Genomic DNA, 18,412 nt, shown 5'->3' with positions numbered 1-18,412 from the left:
CGGCGCTCCGGGACAGGAAGCGACCTGGCTCGCGGCCGTCATGATGGGCGGACTGCTGGCGCTCAACTACGCCGGGATCCGGACGGGGGCGCGGACGCAGAATGTCCTGTCGCTCTCCAAGATCGTCCTGATCGCCGGGCTGGCCACCGCGGGGATTCTGCTCGCCCGTTCCGGCGCCGCGACGGTCGGCGATGCGGCGCCGGCCTCTCCCGCCCCGGCCGGCTGGCTCGCCGCGCTCGTCGCGGTCTTCTACACCTACGGCGGCTACCAGAACACCATGAACCTGGCGGCGGACGTGCGGCAGCCCCGTCGCGGCCTGCCGCGGGCCGTCTGCGCCGGCATGCTCATCGTCACGGCGCTCTACCTGTCGATCAACCTCGCCTACGTCCGGGCGCTGGGCGCCCGCGGCGTCGCGGCCTCGCCGCTGGTCGCCGCCGATCTCGCCCGGAGCATCCTGGGCGGGGCGGGAGAGGCGTTCGTGTCGATCGCCATTTTTCTGTCCGCGGCCGGCTTCGTGAACGCGACGATGCTCCACCTGCCGCGCAGCTACCTGGCCATGGCCGAGGACCGGCTCCTTCCCGCCGTCCTGGGGCGGTTCGACCACCATACCCAGGCGCAGGGGCCGGGGCTCGCCTTTTTCGGCCTCACGGCGTTCGTGCCCCTCCTGTTCCTCGGCTCGTTCGAGAAGCTTCTGGGGTTCGTCATGTTCACCGACGCGCTGTCCCTGGCGGTCGTGGCGTCCTGCCTGTTCGTGCTGCGCCGGCGCGCGCCGGGGGACCGGGAGGATGGGATCTTCCGCATGCCGGGCTACCCGTGGCTCCCGGCCCTGTTCGTCCTCGCGGTCCTCGGCGTGGCGGCGCACATCGCCGTGCGACAGACGCCCACCGCGCTCGCCGGCTGCGCGGTGGCCGCCGCCGGCGTTCCGCTGTACGCTGTCCTGCGGAGGAGCCTGGGCCGCCCGGTCAATCCTCCGCTATCCGGGTCCTGAGATCCGCGAGCATGTTCCGGACGTGCGTCGCGCGCCAGAAGATCCGCCGGCACCCGGGACAGCGCGTGAAGCGGCGGCGGGTGCGATAGACGTAGGGCGGGACCTCGAGGCGGACGGACCGGCGTGACACGGGACGGGTGGCGCGGTTGCACTTGATGCAGCGGCGGAAAAGCCTATCTTTGCGGATGCGGAGCCCGCGCTCCGCGAGGACCTGGCGGATCTGGGCGCGCAGATCCTGGCTCCGGATCAGGATATGGTCGCGGGCGGCGCGCCTCTCGACCAGCCGGCGGTCGCAGGTCAGGATGGTGCGGCCCTCCCGGCGGGCGATCTCGACCAGCCTGCGGTCTTCGATGCGGGATTCGTAGAGGACGTCGTGCCCCAGGATGATGAGCCACTTCGCGAGGGTCCCGAGCATGCAGTCGGCCGCGAACTTCAAGGAGGCGCTCCTCATCTATAATTCTGCCACCATGTCGATGACACGGGAACTCGCTCTGGGCCTGGCCATCCTCCTGCTGGCGGCGGCCCCTTCGTCCGCCCAGGAACAGCAGGGCCCCGTGCCGGATTCCCCCCCCGCTCGCCGCGTCGTCGGGACGATCACCGGAACGGTCCAGGACCCGCATAAAAAGCCGATGGTGGGGTGCATGGTGCAGCTCAAGTCGAAGGGGCAGGACGGCGTCCTGCGCGTCACGGGGACGGACGACAGAGGGGCCTATGTCTTCAAGGACCTGCCGGCGGGGACCTACGACATCGAGGTCGGAACGCTGGAGGACCTGACCCGCAGGAAAGAGAGGATCGAGGTCAGACCGCCCTTCAGGAACATCGTGGATTTCGAGATGGGGCCGCAGTCGGGAGACAAGGGGATCAGGGACCCCGCTGTGCTGCTCGGGGAGGCTTTGAAGAAGCAGGCGACCGCCGGCACGCCGGGAGCCGCCGCGCGGGAGGAACCGGCGGGACCGGTGCCGGTCCGGGGCACGTTCGTCGACGCGCAGAGGCGGCCGATCCCCGAGGTCTCCGTGATGCTCCTCCCGCTGGCGGGCCAAGGGGTCTTCCAGGCCTTCTCGGGAATCGACGGGGCGTTCTCGCTGCCGGCCGTCCCGCCCGGGAGGTACCGGGTGCTGGTCTCCTCGCCCGGATACGTCTCGATCGACTTGAAGTCGGTCGACGTGTCCCCCGCGTACGGCCTCAAGCTGAGCCTGTCCCTGGTCGACTACCCGCTGAACTTCAAGGGGCGAACGGAGGACCGGCCCCCTCCGGAAGAGCCTCTGACGGTCCCCCCGCAGAGGCGGTGAGCCTTCCGGGCCCGTGCTAACATTCCTCAACCTGGTTCGAGGGGCAGTGGCGGATGGGGCGTTCGTTCAGGTGGATGATTCCTGCGGCGGCCGCCGGCCTGGCCGCCCTGGCGCTCCTTCCCGACGGCGGCCGCGGCATCCGGGCCGCCGACCCGGCCGTCACAGCCCCGTATCTCCTCACGGTCACGCCTGACATCCTGATCGCCGGTCAGCGGGTGGGGGACCCCACCGGGCCGGCGCTCTCCTTCGAATTCACCCTCCCCGAAACCCTCCAGGGCGGCGGGCTGCCGGCGACGATCAACACCGGGTGGGAGGGGGACCGGTCGATCGTGCAGATCGAGCTGCCGCTGGCGAGCTCGCTCAGCAGCGACACGGACAACGTGTCGACCGGCGTGGGGGAGTTCGACAGCCCTCTCCTGTGCTGGAAGAATCTTCCCTGCGCCTTCGCGGGACAGGATGGCTACTGGCAGGCAGTCCTCGTGGGGCAGAAGGGGGCCGGGCGCGAGGTCCAGCTCGCCGTCGCGACGTTCGATCCGATCGCCCTTCTTCCCTACCCGCACATTCTGGGGGTCTACCTCCAGCCCTGGCAGCTCATGACGGCGGGGGACCGCCTGCGCCTGACCTACAAGGGAAAAGTCCCGGCGCGCGCCACCGCCTGGACGGAACGTCCGCTGCGGGCGCACTTCCGCTATCGATCGTTCGTGACCCTGCCGAACGGGACCCCCAAGGCGGGCCCCTGGACCGTCCTGAGCGATGACCAGGTGGAGCCGCTCACCATCGAGCCGCTGCCGGACGCCGCATTCGTGCGGGCGCTGGCGCCTCTGGACGTCCAGGCCGGCACGCCGTTCACATTCTCGGTCGTCGTCACCGATCGCTACGGCAATCCGCGGCCGATCACGGGATCGGTCGACCTGACCGGCGGCGTGACCGCCTCGCTCGCGTTCCAGAACGAGTGGCGCCGCGAGTCGACGGCGATCTACGCGGCCGCCGGGAGCTATCGCATCGTGCCGGCCCTCGCGGGCGCGCGGCCGGTCTACCACTACACCCGGGCCTGGGACGGCCCGCCGCCGGCGCAGCGCCTGGTGGGGGACCTGCACGTGCACTCGGGGGACGGCGGCGAGACGCGCAAGTTCCTGGGCTGGATCACTCCCGGCGATCACATGGCGCTGTACACGACCGCCCGGGACACCCTGACCCACCTGCGTGAGGTCGCGGGCGAGGACTTCGCCGCCCTCACCGAGCACTCGGTGCGCACGGAGGGCTACCGGCTGCCGCCCGCCGTCGCCGCCGATCCCGAGTTTGCCGCGGGGGGGCGCTGCGTCGGGGAGATGTTTCCGATTCGCGGGCTGGGAGACTGGTGGTCGCATGCCCAGGGGGTCGCCCGCGCGTTCGACACCGAATCGGCCGGGTCGTTCATCGTCTTCCCGGGCTACGAATGGCACAGCCACCACCTCAACCTGTTCGTGGCGACGTACCTGCACCGCATCGTCATGTTCCGGGACTTCGATCCGGTCGACGCGCTGCCGATCCTGCCGGGCGACGCCCGCTTCCTGCCGCCGCAGTGCCTCGAGCGCTTCTACAACCTGGCGGGATACGGGCCCGATCGCGTCCTCGTGATACCGCACATGATGTCGTCCTACGAGAAGAACATCGACTGGGACTACGCCTACGGCTACTCGCCGGTCGCCCCGCGCTCGCTGGTCGAGGCGTACCAGAGGGTGGGCGAGATCTTCTCGGCGCGCAACTACAACCAGCAGTCGATCACCGCAAAGCCATACCAGGGGGAAGGCGCCTGGACGGCCTTCGAGGGGGAGGATCCCTCGCCCGGCGTCTGGAGCTTCCGCTACGGCTGGCGCAACCGGGCGGCGCACCTCGGCGTCATCGGGTCCTCGGACAACCACTCGCAGATGGCGGGGACCAACGACGACATGGCCGCCGACGGCGGCCGGTATCATTTCAACGAGCCGGCGGGGTTCGCCGTCGTCCTGGCGTCGTCCCGCGACCGGGCCGGCATCTTCGACGCGCTCGGCGCGCGACGCACCTACGCCACCACCGGCGTGCGCGCCTGGCTGGACTTCAGGGTCGGGGGATGGCCGATGGGAAGCTCGATCAGCGTCCGCGGCCCCGGCCCGATCAGCGCCGGCATCGACGTGATGGCCGGCATGACGATCACGCGCCTGGAGGTCTGGGGCGCGCAGGCGGGGAACCCCTTCGTGCCCTACCAGCTGCTGCGCTCGGAGACGCCCAACGCCGAGACATGGACCGGGACGCTCGCGCTCCAGAACCCGCTTCCGGCCGACGGGTTCTGGCCGCAGGAGTGGCTGTACTACGTGCGCGTGTTCCTGGAAACGCCCGGCGCGGAGGACGGCCAGGCGGACGATGTGGTCTGGTCCAGTCCCGTCTGGGTGACCTGGTCCCGCTGACCGGTCCCTACTTCACGGACTTCTTGACGGCGTAGTACCCGCTGCGCGTCCGGACGTCCAGATCGCGGCCCGACGCCCCATCCAGCTTGATCTTGCGCCAGCGGCCGTCCCAGACCGTGTTCGCCGGCTCGTAGGTGAGGTAGTACTGGCTCTTCAGCTCGTCCGCGATCTCCTGGTACACGTCCTGCAGCTCCTCCACCTTCGACGGGAAGTAGGCCCTTCCGCCGGTCTCCTCGGAGAGCGTCTTGAGGATGCGGCGCAGATCGACGTCCAGGAACGTCGTCCCCATGCCGACGGGATAGATGATCATGTCGGAGACCTTGGCCTCGTCCAGGATGCGCTTGAAGGAGAACTTGCTCGACGTGTCGTCGCCGTCGGTCAGGAGGATGATCGCCTTGCGCCCCTCGATGCCGCGGAGCCTGCGGAACGAGGCGTACAGGGCGTCGTAGAGCGCCGTGCCGCCGAGGGCGTTGGTGCTGGTGATCGCCCTGCGCAGCAGGTCCTTGTCGTTCGTCAGGTCCTGCAACAAATAGACCTTTTCGTCGAAGTCGATCACCAGGGCCCGGTCCTCGATCCCCAGGTTGTCGACGAACCGGCCCGCGGCGACGTGCACCTTGTCCATCGCCGCCTGCATGCTCCCGCTGCTGTCGAGGATGACGGCCAGGGTCATCGGACGCTTCTCGATGTAGAAGTCGATGATCTTCTGGCGCACGCCGTCCTCTTCGAGGACGAGGTCCTCCTTCTTCAGATTGACGGCGGGGCGGTGATCGCCCCCCTTCTCGTGGGCGCTGGCGAACAGGATGACCCGGTTCACCTCGACCGTGTAGTTGAGGACGACCTTCTTCAGAATGACCGTGTCCGAGACCGTGACCCCCTCGCGGTGGTACCCGACGGCCCGGATCACCCACGAGCGCGGATCGGAGCCGAAGTCGAAGAAGCACTTGTACGGCGGCTCGGTGTCGATGAAGACCAGCCGGTCGTCGACGAAGAACTCGACCTTCTCGATCAGGGCCGGATCGGCCGATGCGACCTCGGCATCGATCTCCGAGCGCCCGAAGCGGAAATCGTTGTTCAGTGGGTTGGTGATCCGGATGGCGAACCCCTTGCGCGTGCGCACCTGCGGTGGCTTGGGCGTCGCTCCTTCCGGCGCGGGCGCGGGCGCCTGCGGCTCGGCGGCGGTCGGGGGGGCCGGAGCGGGGGCCGGGGCGGGCTCCTGCCCGCGCGCGCCCGGCCCCTTCAGAAGGAGGACACAGACGAGGACCACCGGGACGAGGACCGATCCGCGCCGCCTCACGGCACGCTTCCCGCGCCCGAACCCGGCGAAGGCCGGCCCAGGCTCTCGAGAATCCGCCGGACCTGGGCGATCTCCGGCCCGGGCCTGGCACGCTCCAGGAACGACTGGTAGGCGGCGCGGGCCGCATCCTTGCGGCCCAGGCGGAGGCAGGCGTTCCCCAGATACAGGAAGCCGCGCGCGTCCCCGGTCGCGCCCGACACGTAGGACGAGAACGCTTCGATCGCCTGCTCGTCGAGGCGCAGGGCGGCGCGCGCCACCCCCAGGTTGAACAGCGCGGCGGCACGCAGCTCGGCCGGGACCCGATCCGGAGACTCGCTGCCTGCGTCGCCGGCCGCCGGCTGCGCCAGGCTCGAGAACAGATCGGCGGCGCGAGGGTAGAGGCGCGCCGCCAGGAACTCGGTCCCCGCCTCGAACGTCGCCTGGGCCGCCGAAATCGGGGCGCTGCCCGGCGCCGCGGCCGGGCCGGCGGGCGCCGGCGTCGAAAGCAGGGTGGCTGCGTCCAGGAAGAGCTCTCCGGCCCGCCGGTGCGCGCCCTGGGTCGAGAGGAAGCGGGCCAGAGCGACGAGATCCGAGGGGGCCGCCGGAACGCGTCCGGCCGCGGCGACCAGTCCGGCGTGGATGGCGGCGTCCTGCCGCACGCGCTTGAGGGCCTCGGCGACGGCCCGCCGCATGAGCGCGTCGTCGATGCCGCGCTCGTGCAGCCCTTCCAGGACCTCGAGGGCGGCGGGGAAGTCCTCCCGGGCGCGCTTCAGGTCGGACAGCACCAGGTGCGCCCCGGAGTGGTCGGGGTCCTGCGCCAGCGCCGCCTGGATCTCCGCCTCGGCGCGCACGAACGTCTGCAGCTCGAGATAAATCCGGGCGAGGGACACGTAGGGCTCGGGATCCAGGGGGGTGAGGGTCTGGGACTTGCGGATGGCGGCGATGGCATCGTCATAAAGCTTCTCGCGCGCGTAGGCCACGCCGAGCCGGGTGAACGCGCTGGAGAAATCCGGCTTCATCGCGATCGCCTTCAGGAAGAGCTGGATGGCGTCCTCCGGCCGGTCCTTGCGCAGGTACAGGTCCCCCAGGTGCGTGTAGGCGTCGGCGAAGGCGACGTTGATCTCCAGGGCCTTGCGGTACTGCGTCTCGGCCTCGTCGTCCTGGCCGATCGTCTCGAACAGCCGTCCCAGCCCGTCGTATGCCGGGGCGTACCCCGCCTGCAGCTCGAGGGCGCGCAGGTATTCGGCGCGCGCCTCGCCGGTGTCCCCCTGCTTCAGGCAGGCGTCACCGAGAGCCAGGTGGGCCTGCACGTAGTCGGGCTGCAGGTCGAGCGCGATCTTGAGCGGCTCGATCGCCTCGCCGTAGCGCCGGTCGGCGTTCAGGCAGATGCCCAGGTAGTAAAACGCCAGGAACGAGTTGAGGTTGATGTTGACGACCTGCTGCAGGGCCTGGATGGCGTCCTTGTACTTGCCCTCCCGGTAGAGGCGCATCCCCTCGGACTGCAGCCTGAAGGACTGCGTGCGGGCGTCCGGGGCCGGGATGGCGAGGGACGGGGAGGGAAACGCCAGGGAGCCGGCGATCAGGGCGGCGGTCAGGATCCGGAGGCGCATCAGTACGCGCTCAGTTCCTTCATGACGCGGACCAGGTCCTCGACCTGGGGCAGGATGCGGTCCTCGAGGCCGGGCTCGTACGCCACGAACGTGTCGAGGGCGGCCACGCGCCGCACCGGGGCGTCCAGGAACTCGAACAGGCGATCGGCGATGAGCGCCGCGATCTCGGCCCCGTAGCCGAACGAGATGGGATCCTCGTAGGCGACCAGCGCCTTCCCGGTCTTGCCCACCGAGGCCGCCACGGTTTCCCAGTCGAACGGGCTGAGGGAGCGCAGGTCGATCACCTCCGCCTCGACACCCGAGGCGGCCAGGGTGCGCGCGGCGCGCAGCGAGCGCTCCACCAGGGCCCCGTACGTGACGACCGTCAGGTCGCGGCCCTCGCGGGCGATGGTGGCGCGGCCGAACGGGATGGAGTGGTCGGGACCGGGATACGGGCTCTTGTTGTAGATCTGGCGGTACAGGTGCTTGTGCTCCAGGAACAGCACCGGGTCGTCGCAGCGGATGGCGGTGCGCAGGAGGCCGTTGGCGTCGAGCGCGGTCGACGGCATCACGACGCGCAGCCCCGGTATGGCGGTCAGGATCGAGGCGCCCGACTGGCTGTGGTAGATGGCCCCTCCCTGGAGGTACCCACCGATCGGAACGCGGACGACCAGCGGGCAGGAGAAGGCGCCGTTCGACCGCCAGCGCAGGAGCGCCAGCTCGTTGCGCACCTGCATCATCGCCGGCCAGAAATAGTCGTAGAACTGGATCTCGATCACCGGCTTGAGGCCGCGGGTCGCCATGCCGATCGCCCGGCCGAGGATGCCGGCCTCGGCGATCGGAGCGTTGAAGACACGGGCCGATCCGAAGCGGCGCTGCAGGTTGTGCGTCACCTTGAAGACGCCCCCCTTGCCCTTGACCTTCGCGAGGTTCTCCTCCCGCGTGCAGTCGGCGACGTCCTCGCCGAACACGACGAGGCGCTCGTCGCGCTCCATCTCGTGCCGCAGGCAGTCGTTCAGGAGATCGACCATGGTGCGCGGCTCGCCGGAGAGCCGCGGCGGCGAGTCGAAACGGGAGGAGGCCGGGTCGATCTCCTCCGAGTGAATGTGCCGCATGACCGTGGAGGGGTCGGGGCGAGCCGCGGCCAGGGCCGACTGCGCCGCCTCGTCCACCTCGCGGTCGACCTCGTCGCGCAGCGCCGCGAGGAAGCCCGGGTCGGCGACGCGGCCGGCGATGAGGAATTTCTCGAAACGCGGGATCGGATCGCGCTCCGCCTCGCGGGCGCGCTCCGCGTCCGTCTTGTAGAGCGTCTCATCATCTGAAAGCGAGTGCGAGTAGGGGCGGATCGTGTGCGCGTGCACCAGGGCGGGGCCGCCGTCCCGGGCGCGCACCACATCGAGGGCCCGCTTCAGGGCCGCGTACGAGGCCAGGACGTCGCAGCCGTCCACCTCCTGGACGTCGAGCCCCGGGAACGCCGCGACGAGGCGCGAGATGCTGCCGCCCGCGGTCTGGGCCTCGACCGGCACCGAGATGGCGAACTCGTTGTCGGTGATCAGGTAGAGCACCCGGGCCCGGCGCAGGCAGGCCGCGTTCAGCGACTCCCAGAACTCCCCCTCGCTGGTGGCGCCGTCGCCGCCGGAGACGTAGACGACGGCGTCGGAGGCCGGGTCGAGCAGTCGCTCCGCCTCGGCGCAGCCGACCGCCTGCAGGAACTGCGTGCCGGTCGGGCTCGACTGGGACACGATGCGGAGACGCCTGTGCCCCCAGTGGCTCGGCATCTGGCGGCCGCCCGAGGCCGGATCGTCGGCCGCTCCGGCGGCCTGGAGGAACATCTCGCGCGGGGTGACGCCGATCTGAAGACAGAGGGCGCGGTCGCGGTAGTAGGGGTACAGCCAGTCCTGCCCGGGCCTCAATAAATGACCGGCCGCGGCGAGCACCGCCTCGTGGCCCGCTCCGCTGATCTGGAAGTAGATGCGGTTCTGTCGCTTGAGCTGGACCTCCTTGTCGTCGATCCGCCGCGACAGGACCATGGTGCGGTAGAGGCCGATCAGGTCCTCGCGCCCGAGCCCGAGGTCCTTCGGATCCTGGAGAGCGATCTCCCGTTTCTCCTGGCCGCGCTCGGCGGTCCTGGTGCGCATCGAGTCTCCCCGTGCCAGCAGCCGATCCGAATACCCGGACGGGCTCCTGGGGCCTATGATACCCGCCGGGCGCCCGCGGAGCGAGTCGCCCGCTTGCCCCGGGCGCCGCGCGGCGCGGCCGGCCCGGCAGCCCCGGCCCCCGGCCCTGCGTAGACCCCGATCACGGCGTCCTGCGGATCGGGCATCCGGCTCGCGCGGCTCTCCAGGGCCTCCCGCTCGGCCTCGTCCACCTCGGCGATGACGGCGGCCTCGGCCTCTTCCAGGGCGCGCCGGTTGGCCTCCCGCCGGTCCGCGGCGCCCAGGCGCCGCCGCCTTCCGTCCAGGGCAGGGGCGTCCTCCATAAGATAGGCCTCGTACGTGCCGATGGGGTCCCGGAGGCCCCAGTAACGGAATTGTTCCGGGCCGAACAGCGCCCTGCCCTCCGCCTCGTCGTGCGTGGCGTGGCCGCCCATGCGGAAGGTCCTGGCATTGAGGATGAACGGCCCCTCCCCCTTGCGGCAGCGCCCGGCCAGGAGCCGGGTCGCGGCGTAGACGTCCAGGACGTTGTTCCCCTCGCACGAGAGTCCGTCGACGCCATAGGCCGGTCGGAGCGCCTCCATCGGCCCCTTGCTGTGCTTCTCGACGTGGGTGCCCAGGGCCACCTGGTTGTTCTGCACCACGAAGATCACCGGCACCTTCAGGACCGCGGCGAAGTTCATCCCCTCGTGAAAGGCGCCCGTCCGGGTGGCGCCGTCGCCGGCCCACGTGAGCCCGACCCGTTTCTCGCCCCTCTGCATGAACGCCAGGCCGATGCCGGTGAAGACCGGCACGAAGCTCCCCATCTGGCTGGCCGGCGGAATGACCCCGAGCGACGGATCGCCGGTGTGCAGATCGCGGCCCCTGGTGATCTGATCGGCGGTGCCCAGGTAGGCCTTCAGCGTCTGCGCCACCTTCATGCCCATCTCGGCGCAGGCTCCGGCGTTCCGGATCATGGGGCCCGAGACGTCCCCCTTCTCGAGCGCGTGCACGCTGCCGACCGTGACCGCCTCCTCGCCCGTGCCGAGCCAGGCCTTCGAGATCACCCCCTGCCGCACCCAGCGCTTCAGGGTGATGTCGGTCAGACGGCACCGGAGCAGCCCCTGGTACAGCCGGAGGAGGGCCTCAGGACCGAGACCGTTGACGATCCGGAGGCGTCGCGGGTCCCGGCGCAGCGTCTGCCGGTACTCGGTCATGACCCCGGGGTCGGCCTCGAAGGCGACGTATTCGGGAGGATCGAAGGCCGGGTGGCGCTTCATCGCGTCATCCGATCCTTCATTTCGCGCACGGCCCGCTCCATCCCCACCAGGGCGGCGCGCGCCACGATGGAGTGGCCGATGTTCAGCTCCTCGATCTCCGCGATCCGGACGATGGGGCGGACGTTGCGGTAGTTGAGGCCGTGGCCGGCCAGCACCCGGAGGCCCAGCTTGGAGGCGGCGCGCGCCGCCTGCGCCACCTTCTCCGCCTCGGCCGCGGCCTGGGCCGGCTTCGTCGCCTCCGAGTACTTGGCGGTGTTGATCTCGATGACGCCGATCTCCAGCTTGGCGATCGCCTTGATCTGATCGTAGTCGGGATCGACGAAGACCGACACCTCGCACCCCGCCGCCCTCAGGTCGTGCGCGGTCTTGCGGACCAGGTTCTGGTTCAGGAGGACGTCCAGCCCGCCTTCCGTGGTGATCTCCTCCCGGCGCTCCGGGACCAGCGTCACCGTGTCCGGCTTGTGGGTCGAGGCGATGGTGACCATCTGCGGGGTGGCCGCGGCCTCGAGGTTGAGCCGCGTCGTGATCGAGCGCCGCAGCAGGTCCACGTCCCGGTCCTGGATGTGCCGCCGGTCGCCGCGCAGGTGGATGGTGATCTGATCGGCCCCGGCCATCTCCGCGAGAATCGCCGCCGCGACGGGATCCGGCTCGCGCGAGCGGCGCGCCTCGCGCAGGGTGGCGATGTGGTCGACGTTCACTCCGAGTCTCACCGGTTCCATCGGGCCTCCCTCTCGGACACGCTCCTCAGCTGTCCCGGCCGATCGCCTTCTCGATGACCGACCTCAAGCGCGCGGCCGCCTGCTCGACGGCTTCGAGCGACTCCCCCTCCACCATGATGCGGGCCTTCGGCTCGGTGCCGGAATAGCGCACCAGCACGCGCCCGCCCGCCCCCATGCGGCGCTCCTCCTCGCGAATGGCGGGGCCGATGCACGCGTGGGCATCGAGGGGAGGGCGTTCGCGCACGGGCACGTTCAGCAGGATCTGCGGGCAGGGCCTGATGGTCGCGGCCCAGGCCGCCAGGTCGAGGCCCGTGCGCCTCAGCAGGTCGAGGAAGAGGAGGGCGGTCAGGAGCCCGTCCCCCGTCGTCGCCCGTTCCAGGAAGATGACGTGGCCGGACTGCTCGCCGCCCAGGACGTGCCCGCCGCGCTGCATCTCCTCGAGTACGTACTTGTCCCCCACCGGGGCGCGCAGCAGCCGGACCCCTTCCGACTCGAGCGCCCGCTCGAGCCAGAGATTGCTCATCACGGTTCCGACGACGCTCCCGCTGCGAAGCCGCCCGGACGCCTTCAGGTCCAGGGCCGCCAGGAAGAGAACGTAGTCGCCGTCCAGGACGCGGCCGCCGGCATCCACGACCTGAAGCCGATCGGCATCGCCGTCGAACGCCAGCCCCATACGGGCCTTCCGGCTTCTCACCTCGGCGGCCAGGTCGCCGGGATGGAGGGCGCCGCAGCGTTCGTTGATGTTGCGGCCGTCGGGGCGGGCGTGAATGGCGGTCACGGTCGCGCCGCAGCGCCGGAAGAGCTCGGGGGCGAGGTCGGACGCGGCGCCATTGGCGCAATCGAGGACGATGCTCCATCCCGAGAGCGATGGGCCCGGCTCGATGGCATCGAGCAGCCAGGTCAGGTAGCGGTCCCTCAGGTCCTGCGGCCGGAAGACCGGCGGATCGGACCGCGGCTCCCCGGGCGGGCCGGACCGCTCCGGGAGCGCCGCCTTGCCGCCGTCGAGGACGAGCCGCTCGATGTCGATCTCCAGCCGGTCGGGGATCTTCTCTCCGGTGCCGGAGAAGACCTTGATGCCGTTGTCCCGGTAGGGATTGTGCGACGCCGAGACCACGAGGCCGGCGTCGTAGCCCGCCAGGCGCGTGATGCAGGCCACCGCGGGCGTGGTCAGGACGCCGGCGAGATCGACGCGGCCTCCGCCGGCGCGGATGCCGCGCGCCAGCGCCTCCTCGATGACGGGTCCCGACTCGCGAGTGTCGCGACCGATGACGATCCGCGGCGGCCCGCCCGCGGCAGACGGCAGGGACGCGGCGAGCGCGCGCCCGAGGCGCGCGACCGTGGAATCGTCGAGCGGGAATTCACCCGCGACCCCACGGATGCCGTCGGTGCCGAAGAGCCGCTTCAAGGCTGGCCCCCGCGTCCGATGCCGAAGCGCCGCGGCGTCGTCGGCCGCGCGCTGACGCCGCCCGGCGTCCCTGCCCCCGGGGCGGCTCCGGGGGGCGACCCGGGAGTCCGGGCGATGCTGATGCGGACGCGCACCGGCCCCCGGGGGGAGACGACGCGCACCCGGCTCCAGGACGGGGCATCGGGGATCGGCGTCGCCGCCACCTCGTAGTCCGAGGTCTCCCCGTCGAGCAGGATGGTTCCCGTCAGGGCGCGGATCACCTTCGTCACCTCGTTGGCCGGACCCTCGATCGACACCCGGGGAGGATCGACGACGTGCCGCACCTTCTCGTAGCCCGAAGGCAGCGTCCCGGAGAACTCGGCCACGACCGGAACGTCGCGCCGCACCTTGCGGTCGATGCTCACCTTGATCAGGTCGGGGCTGATGTGATCGATCTGCGCCCCTCCCGGCGCCCTGATCATCCCGGGCGTCATCGTGACGTACTGCTCGCCGAGGGGGGCGTTCGCCATGTCGATGCGGGCCGCCAGGCGGTCCTCGGTGATGGTCCGCAGGACCGGCTCGGGGGCGCGCAGCCGGACCACCACGGAGTCCACCACCCGCCCCGACAGGTCGAGGTCCGCCGGCAGGTTCACGTACTGCAGGGGGACGGCGAAGTCCCTGATCAGATCCTGCTCGCTGCGCACGACGTACCAGCAGACGATCGCCAGGAGCAGCGAGAAGCCCTTGAGGTAGAGGTTCCGGCCCAGGTTGAAGCGCATCAGGCTCCTAGGCGGCGTGCGTCCGCGTGGCGGCGGCCCCGGCGTCCGGGTGCGACGCGTCGCGGCCGCCCAGGTGGGTGCGCAGGAAGGCCCGGAGCGACGCCCGGTCGAGGAGGCCGCTGAGTCCCCCGTCCACCGCGCCCCGGATCGTGCCGTGCTCCTCCGAGATCACGATCACGACGCTGTCGTACTCCTCGGTCAGCCCGACCGCCGCCCGGTGGCGCGATCCGTATTCGTGCGACAGCTGCGGATTGGTGGTCACGGGGAGGAAGCACGAGGCGGCCTTGACGCGCCCCTCGCCGATGATCACGGCCCCGTCGTGCATGGGCGATCCGGGGGTGAAGACGTTCATCAAGAGGTCATAGGAGATCGACGCGTCGAGCTGGATCCCCGAGTCGATCTGGTCCGGCAGCGCCTGCTCCCTCTCGATGACGATGAGCGCCCCGGTGGGCCGCGCGGCGAGCGTGACCGCCGCCTGAATGATCTCGTCCAGCATCCTGTCGGTCATCTCGGCATAGCCCAGCCTCAACAGCGACGTCCGTCCGAGCCGGGCCAGCGCGCGCCGGATCGTCGTCTGGAACAGGATGATGATGGCGAACGGCGCGTAGAACAGCACGTGCCCCAGCACCCTGTGGATCGTGCGCATGTAGAGGAAGCGCTCCGGGGCCGTCAGGCTGTAAAGGAGGAGCACCAGGAGGACGCCGAGGAGCGTCTGCAGCGCGCGCGTCCCCTTCAGCAGGAGGCCGAGCTGGTAGATCAGGATGGTCATGATCAGGATGTCGGCGAGGTCCCGCCAGTCGAGGTTCAAGGCGGTGATCTGATTCAGGAACGACTCGATCATGGCGCCGGGTCCCGCAGGACGGCGTCGCAGAGGGAGGCGACGCGCGCCGCCTCCCGGACGTCGTGCGCCCTGATGATATCAGCGCCGCCCAGGATGGCCAATGCCTCCGCGGCCAGACTCGACGCCAGCCTCCGGTCCGGCGGATCATCCGACGGCCCTTGGAGAAACGATTTGCGCGAAGCGCCGATGAGGATCGGCCGGCCCAGGGACGCGAGGACCTGCAGGTGACGCAGGATGGCGAGGTTGTCCCGGCGGCGCTTGCCGAAACCGATACCCGGGTCGATGAGGATCCTGTCCTCGCGCACGCCCGCCCGGACGGCGCGATCGATCTGCGCGCGCAGGAAGGCGGCGATCTCCGGGAGCAGGTGGGTGTAGCGCGGCGCCTTCTGCATGGTGAGGGGCGTGCCCTGCGTATGCTGGATGACCAGGGGCAGGCCGCTGTCGGCCGCCACCGCCGCCATCGCCGGATCGAACGTCAGCCCCGAGACGTCGTTGATGAGATCGGCGCCCGCCCGGGCGGCGCGGCGGGCCACCTCGGCCTTGCGCGTATCCACCGAGACGAGGGGCCGATCCCCTCCCGCGCTGCGGAACGTCCCGACGACCTCCTCCAGGACCGGCATCAGGCGCCGCAGCTCCTCGACGAGCGGGACCGGCTTCGCTCCGGGGCGGGTCGACTCGGCGCCGATGTCGACGATCGCGGCCCCCTCCCGCGCCATCTGCAGGGCGCGCTCGACCGCCGCGCGTCCCCCGAAGTGGCGGCCCCCGTCCGAGAATGAATCGGGCGTGACGTTCAGGATGCCCATGACGAGCGTCCGGCCGCCGAACGTCAGGCGGCCGCGCGCCAGCGCCAGGACGCGCGGCCGGGTGGACGAGCGCAGCAGGACATCGCGGACCTCCGCCGCGATCGACCGGGTGGCCTGGTTCCTCGCGGCGCTCTCGAGGAAGGCGTGGAACTCCTTCCCGTCGCCCTGGAGGAGGACGACGGATGCGCGCCCCCGCCGGCCGGGCGCTCCGTGGGCGGACCCCCCGGAGACGGTCATCAATCGGCAGAGCGCCCGGGCGAGGCGCGGGGGAACCGCCTCGAGGCGCACGGTCCGGACGGCCGCGTCGCTCCTCAGGGGCGGCACGCCCAGCCGCCGCCGGTCACCGGAGCGCGAGGGGAAGGACGTCGAAGCCACAACCAACGCGTTGCAGGTCATTGTCACGCGCGGCGGGAACAGTTCAGGAAGGCTGCTTGATCGGATTAGGCGCGATCGCCGGGCGCGGGCGTTCGGCGGACGGTTCCGGGGCCGGGCGCGTCGCCGGCTGCGCCGGCTGCCGGCGCTTGCGGGCGATGAACGCGACCGGGTCCTCTCCCTTGATCAGGGTGGTCACTTCGTCGCCGTCCAGGACCTCGTACTCCAGGAGCGCCTCGGCCACCCGCACTAGGGCGTCGCGATTGGACTCGATCACCTTGCTGGCCCGCGCGTAGGCCTCCAGGCAGATCGTCTTGACCTCCTGGTCGATGAGCACGGCGCTCGCCTCGCTGTAGTCCTGGTGCTGCGCGATCTCCCGGCCGAGGAAGATCTGCTCCTCCTTCTTGCCGAAGGTGAGCGGCCCCAGCGTGTCGCTCATGCCCCACTCGCACACCATCCGGCGCGCCATGTCGGTCGCCTTCTCCAGGTCGTCCCCGGCGCCGGTCGTCAGGACGCTCATGAACATCTGCTCCGAGACGCGCCCGCCCATCATCACCGACAGGGTGCTCTCCAGGTAGTCGCGGGTGTAGTTGTGGCGGTCGTCGATCGGCAGCTGCTGCGTGACGCCCAGCGCCATGCCGCGCGGGATGATGGTGACCTTGTGGATCGGGTCCGCGTGCGGCATGAAGTAGGCCACCAGGGCGTGTCCCGCCTCGTGGTAGGCCGTCAGCCGCTTCTCCTTCTCGGAGATGATGAGCGATCGCCGCTCGGTGCCCATGAGGACCTTGTCCTTCGACGACTCGAAGTCCTCCATGTACACGACCTTCTTGTTGTAGCGCGCCGCATTCAGGGCCGCCTCGTTCACCAGGTTCGCCAGATCGGCGCCCGAGAAGCCGGGGGTGCCCCGGGCGAGCACGACGAGGTCGACGTCGTCGGAGAGGGGAATCTTGCGGGTGTGGACCTTGAAGATCTCCTCGCGCCCCTTCACGTCGGGGCGGGGGACCACGACTCGCCGGTCGAACCGCCCGGGACGGAGCAGGGCCGGGTCGAGGACGTCCGGCCGGTTGGTCGCGGCGATCAGGATGACGCCGTCGTTCGACTCGAAGCCGTCCATCTCGACCAGCAGCTGGTTCAGGGTCTGCTCGCGCTCGTCGTGGCCGCCGCCCAGGCCCGCGCCGCGGTGCCGGCCGACGGCGTCGATCTCGTCGATGAAGATGATGCAGGGGGCGTTCTTCTTCCCCTGCTCGAACAGATCCCGCACCCGCGAAGCACCCACGCCCACGAACATCTCGACGAAGTCGGAGCCCGAGATGGAGAAGAACGGCACGTTGGCCTCGCCCGAGATGGCCCGCGCCAGAAGTGTCTTGCCGGTCCCCGGCGGGCCCATCAGCAGCACCCCCTTGGGGATCTTCCCGCCCAGCTTCTGGAACTTCTGCGGCTCACGCAGGAACTCGATGATCTCCTGGAGCTCCTCCTTGGCCTCGTCCACACCCGCCACATCCTTGAACGTCACCTTCTTCTGCTGGCTGGCCAGCAGCTTGGCCTTGGACTTGCCGAAGCTGAGCGCCTTGTTGCCCCCGCTCTGCATCTGGCGCATGAAGAAGATCCAGAAGCCGATGATCAGGACGAAGGGCGCGGCGGTGATCAGGGCGCTGGCCCAGTTGGAGGTCTGGTCGCTCTGGACGGTCACGGCCACGTTCTTCTCGAGCAGCTTGTCGACGAGCTTCTCGTAGCGGGCGGGGGCGAAGGTCCGGAAGGCGTCGTGGGCGGCGTCGTGGCCGCGGATCTCGTTCCCCTGGATCGTCACGTCCTGGACCTGTCCGGCCTCGACCTTGGTCATGAACTCGGAGAACTTGAGGGGCTTCTCCTTGTTCTGGTACTGGGCCAGGTGCCACGCCAGGAAGATCACCACCAGCAGCGACAGCCACAGCATTACGGTCTTGAACGTTGCGTTCACTTTCTCAGGCCTCCCGAGGCCACTCTCATGGTCTCCCTAGCTCCCCGGCGTGATCGTGATCTTGCGTCCCTCGGCCGGCGGTGCCGGACGCGGGATGGTCCCGATGTAGGGGAGCCCGCGATAGTACTCGGCAAAGTCCAGGCCATACCCCACGAGAAACCGCTCCATCGGCTCGGTGATCGTGAAGGCCGCCCAGTCGGGATGCACGTCGATCTTCCGCTCGCCCGGCTTGTCGATCAGGGCGCAGACCTTCAGGGTCGCGGGCTCGTGCTCGCGGATGTGGTCGAGGAGGAAGTTCAACGTGATCCCCGTATCGATGATGTCGTTGATGAGCAGGATGTGCTTCCCTTCGTAGGGAATCTCCGCGGAGTAGACGATGTCCGTCCGCGCCGGACCCGCCCCCTGCTCCCGCAGCGAGGAAGCCCGCAGGAAGTGGCACGTCATGTCGAGGGGGATGACGCGGACGAGGTCGGCCATGAATACGAGCCCGCTCTTCATCAGGCCGACGATGCAGATCTCCCGGTCGGCGAAGGCCTGCGTCACCTCTGCCCCGATCTCGGCTACGCGCTTCCGGAGCTGGTCC

At 70.2% G+C, this 18,412-nt stretch carries 15 protein-coding genes; 3 read left to right on the top strand and 12 right to left on the bottom strand.

Translation table 11 applies throughout. The features are described from left to right. Positions 1 to 988, top strand: a 988-nt coding sequence (locus tag VGV60_00075; protein HEV8699651.1) for an APC family permease, incomplete at its 5' end; no start/stop codon positions are given. Here VGV60_00075 and VGV60_00070 read toward each other — a convergent pair. Next, on the bottom strand, positions 963 to 1,424 hold the full coding sequence (locus VGV60_00070) for a Mut7-C RNAse domain-containing protein (GenBank protein HEV8699650.1): 462 nt from the start codon (positions 1,422 to 1,424) through the stop codon (positions 963 to 965). The genes VGV60_00075 and VGV60_00070 overlap by 26 nt on opposite strands. On the opposite strand from VGV60_00070, the gene VGV60_00065 reads away from it, so the two are divergent. Together VGV60_00065 and VGV60_00060 are read left to right on the top strand one after the other, a co-directional pair. After that, positions 1,402 to 2,277, top strand: coding sequence for a carboxypeptidase-like regulatory domain-containing protein (locus tag VGV60_00065; protein HEV8699649.1), 876 nt, complete (start codon positions 1,402 to 1,404; stop codon positions 2,275 to 2,277). The two genes, VGV60_00070 and VGV60_00065, sit on opposite strands and share 23 nt — an antisense overlap. A gap of 53 nt (positions 2,278 to 2,330) precedes the next feature. Beyond that, positions 2,331 to 4,700, top strand: a complete 2,370-nt coding sequence (locus VGV60_00060; protein ID HEV8699648.1) for a DUF3604 domain-containing protein — start codon at positions 2,331 to 2,333, stop codon at positions 4,698 to 4,700. A 7-nt stretch (positions 4,701 to 4,707) separates the two neighbouring features. Here the strand turns inward: VGV60_00060 and VGV60_00055 are convergent, their stop codons facing one another. The 11 genes from VGV60_00055 to VGV60_00005 all read right to left on the bottom strand — a co-directional run. Then, positions 4,708 to 5,994 (bottom strand): VWA domain-containing protein, encoded by a 1,287-nt coding sequence (locus tag VGV60_00055; GenBank protein ID HEV8699647.1) that lies wholly within the window; start codon positions 5,992 to 5,994, stop codon positions 4,708 to 4,710. Beyond that, the gene (locus tag VGV60_00050) at positions 5,991 to 7,583 is read right to left on the bottom strand and encodes a tetratricopeptide repeat protein (protein HEV8699646.1); all 1,593 of its coding nucleotides are present in this window, start codon (positions 7,581 to 7,583) and stop codon (positions 5,991 to 5,993) included. The genes VGV60_00055 and VGV60_00050 overlap by 4 nt, the downstream gene beginning before the upstream one ends. Continuing rightward, positions 7,583 to 9,700: a dehydrogenase E1 component subunit alpha/beta gene (locus VGV60_00045; protein HEV8699645.1), complete on the bottom strand. Its 2,118-nt coding sequence runs from the start codon at positions 9,698 to 9,700 to the stop codon at positions 7,583 to 7,585. Before VGV60_00045 ends, VGV60_00050 begins: the two co-directional genes overlap by 1 nt. 53 nt (positions 9,701 to 9,753) lie before the next feature. Further along, positions 9,754 to 10,974, bottom strand: coding sequence for a thiamine pyrophosphate-dependent enzyme (locus tag VGV60_00040; GenBank protein ID HEV8699644.1), 1,221 nt, complete (start codon positions 10,972 to 10,974; stop codon positions 9,754 to 9,756). Further along, positions 10,971 to 11,693, bottom strand: coding sequence for a pyridoxine 5'-phosphate synthase (locus tag VGV60_00035; GenBank protein ID HEV8699643.1), 723 nt, complete (start codon positions 11,691 to 11,693; stop codon positions 10,971 to 10,973). The genes VGV60_00040 and VGV60_00035 overlap by 4 nt, the downstream gene beginning before the upstream one ends. 25 nt (positions 11,694 to 11,718) lie before the next feature. Beyond that, positions 11,719 to 13,098 carry a phosphoglucosamine mutase gene (glmM, locus tag VGV60_00030; GenBank protein ID HEV8699642.1) on the bottom strand — a complete coding sequence of 460 codons (1,380 nt, stop codon included), beginning with the start codon at positions 13,096 to 13,098 and terminating at the stop codon, positions 11,719 to 11,721. Continuing rightward, positions 13,095 to 13,856, bottom strand: a complete 762-nt coding sequence (locus VGV60_00025; protein ID HEV8699641.1) for a CdaR family protein — start codon at positions 13,854 to 13,856, stop codon at positions 13,095 to 13,097. Before VGV60_00025 ends, glmM begins: the two co-directional genes overlap by 4 nt. A 7-nt stretch (positions 13,857 to 13,863) precedes the next feature. Beyond that, complete coding sequence (gene cdaA, locus VGV60_00020; protein HEV8699640.1) at positions 13,864 to 14,697, bottom strand: diadenylate cyclase CdaA; 834 nt, start codon at positions 14,695 to 14,697, stop codon at positions 13,864 to 13,866. Next, positions 14,694 to 15,824: a dihydropteroate synthase gene (gene folP / locus VGV60_00015; GenBank protein ID HEV8699639.1), complete on the bottom strand. Its 1,131-nt coding sequence runs from the start codon at positions 15,822 to 15,824 to the stop codon at positions 14,694 to 14,696. Before folP ends, cdaA begins: the two co-directional genes overlap by 4 nt. 94 nt (positions 15,825 to 15,918) lie before the next feature. Beyond that, positions 15,919 to 17,829 (bottom strand): ATP-dependent zinc metalloprotease FtsH, encoded by a 1,911-nt coding sequence (gene ftsH, locus VGV60_00010; GenBank protein ID HEV8699638.1) that lies wholly within the window; start codon positions 17,827 to 17,829, stop codon positions 15,919 to 15,921. 36 nt (positions 17,830 to 17,865) lie between these two features. Further along, a partial coding sequence (locus tag VGV60_00005; protein HEV8699637.1) for a phosphoribosyltransferase family protein occupies positions 17,866 to 18,412 on the bottom strand: 547 nt, incomplete at its 5' end.

The sequence above is a fragment of the Candidatus Polarisedimenticolia bacterium genome, assembly GCA_036001465.1.
Taxonomy (GTDB): Bacteria; Acidobacteriota; Polarisedimenticolia; order Gp22-AA2; family Gp22-AA2; genus Gp22-AA3.
Note: the sequence above shows the minus strand (reverse complement) of the source record. Positions and strands in the feature narration are given on the sequence as shown.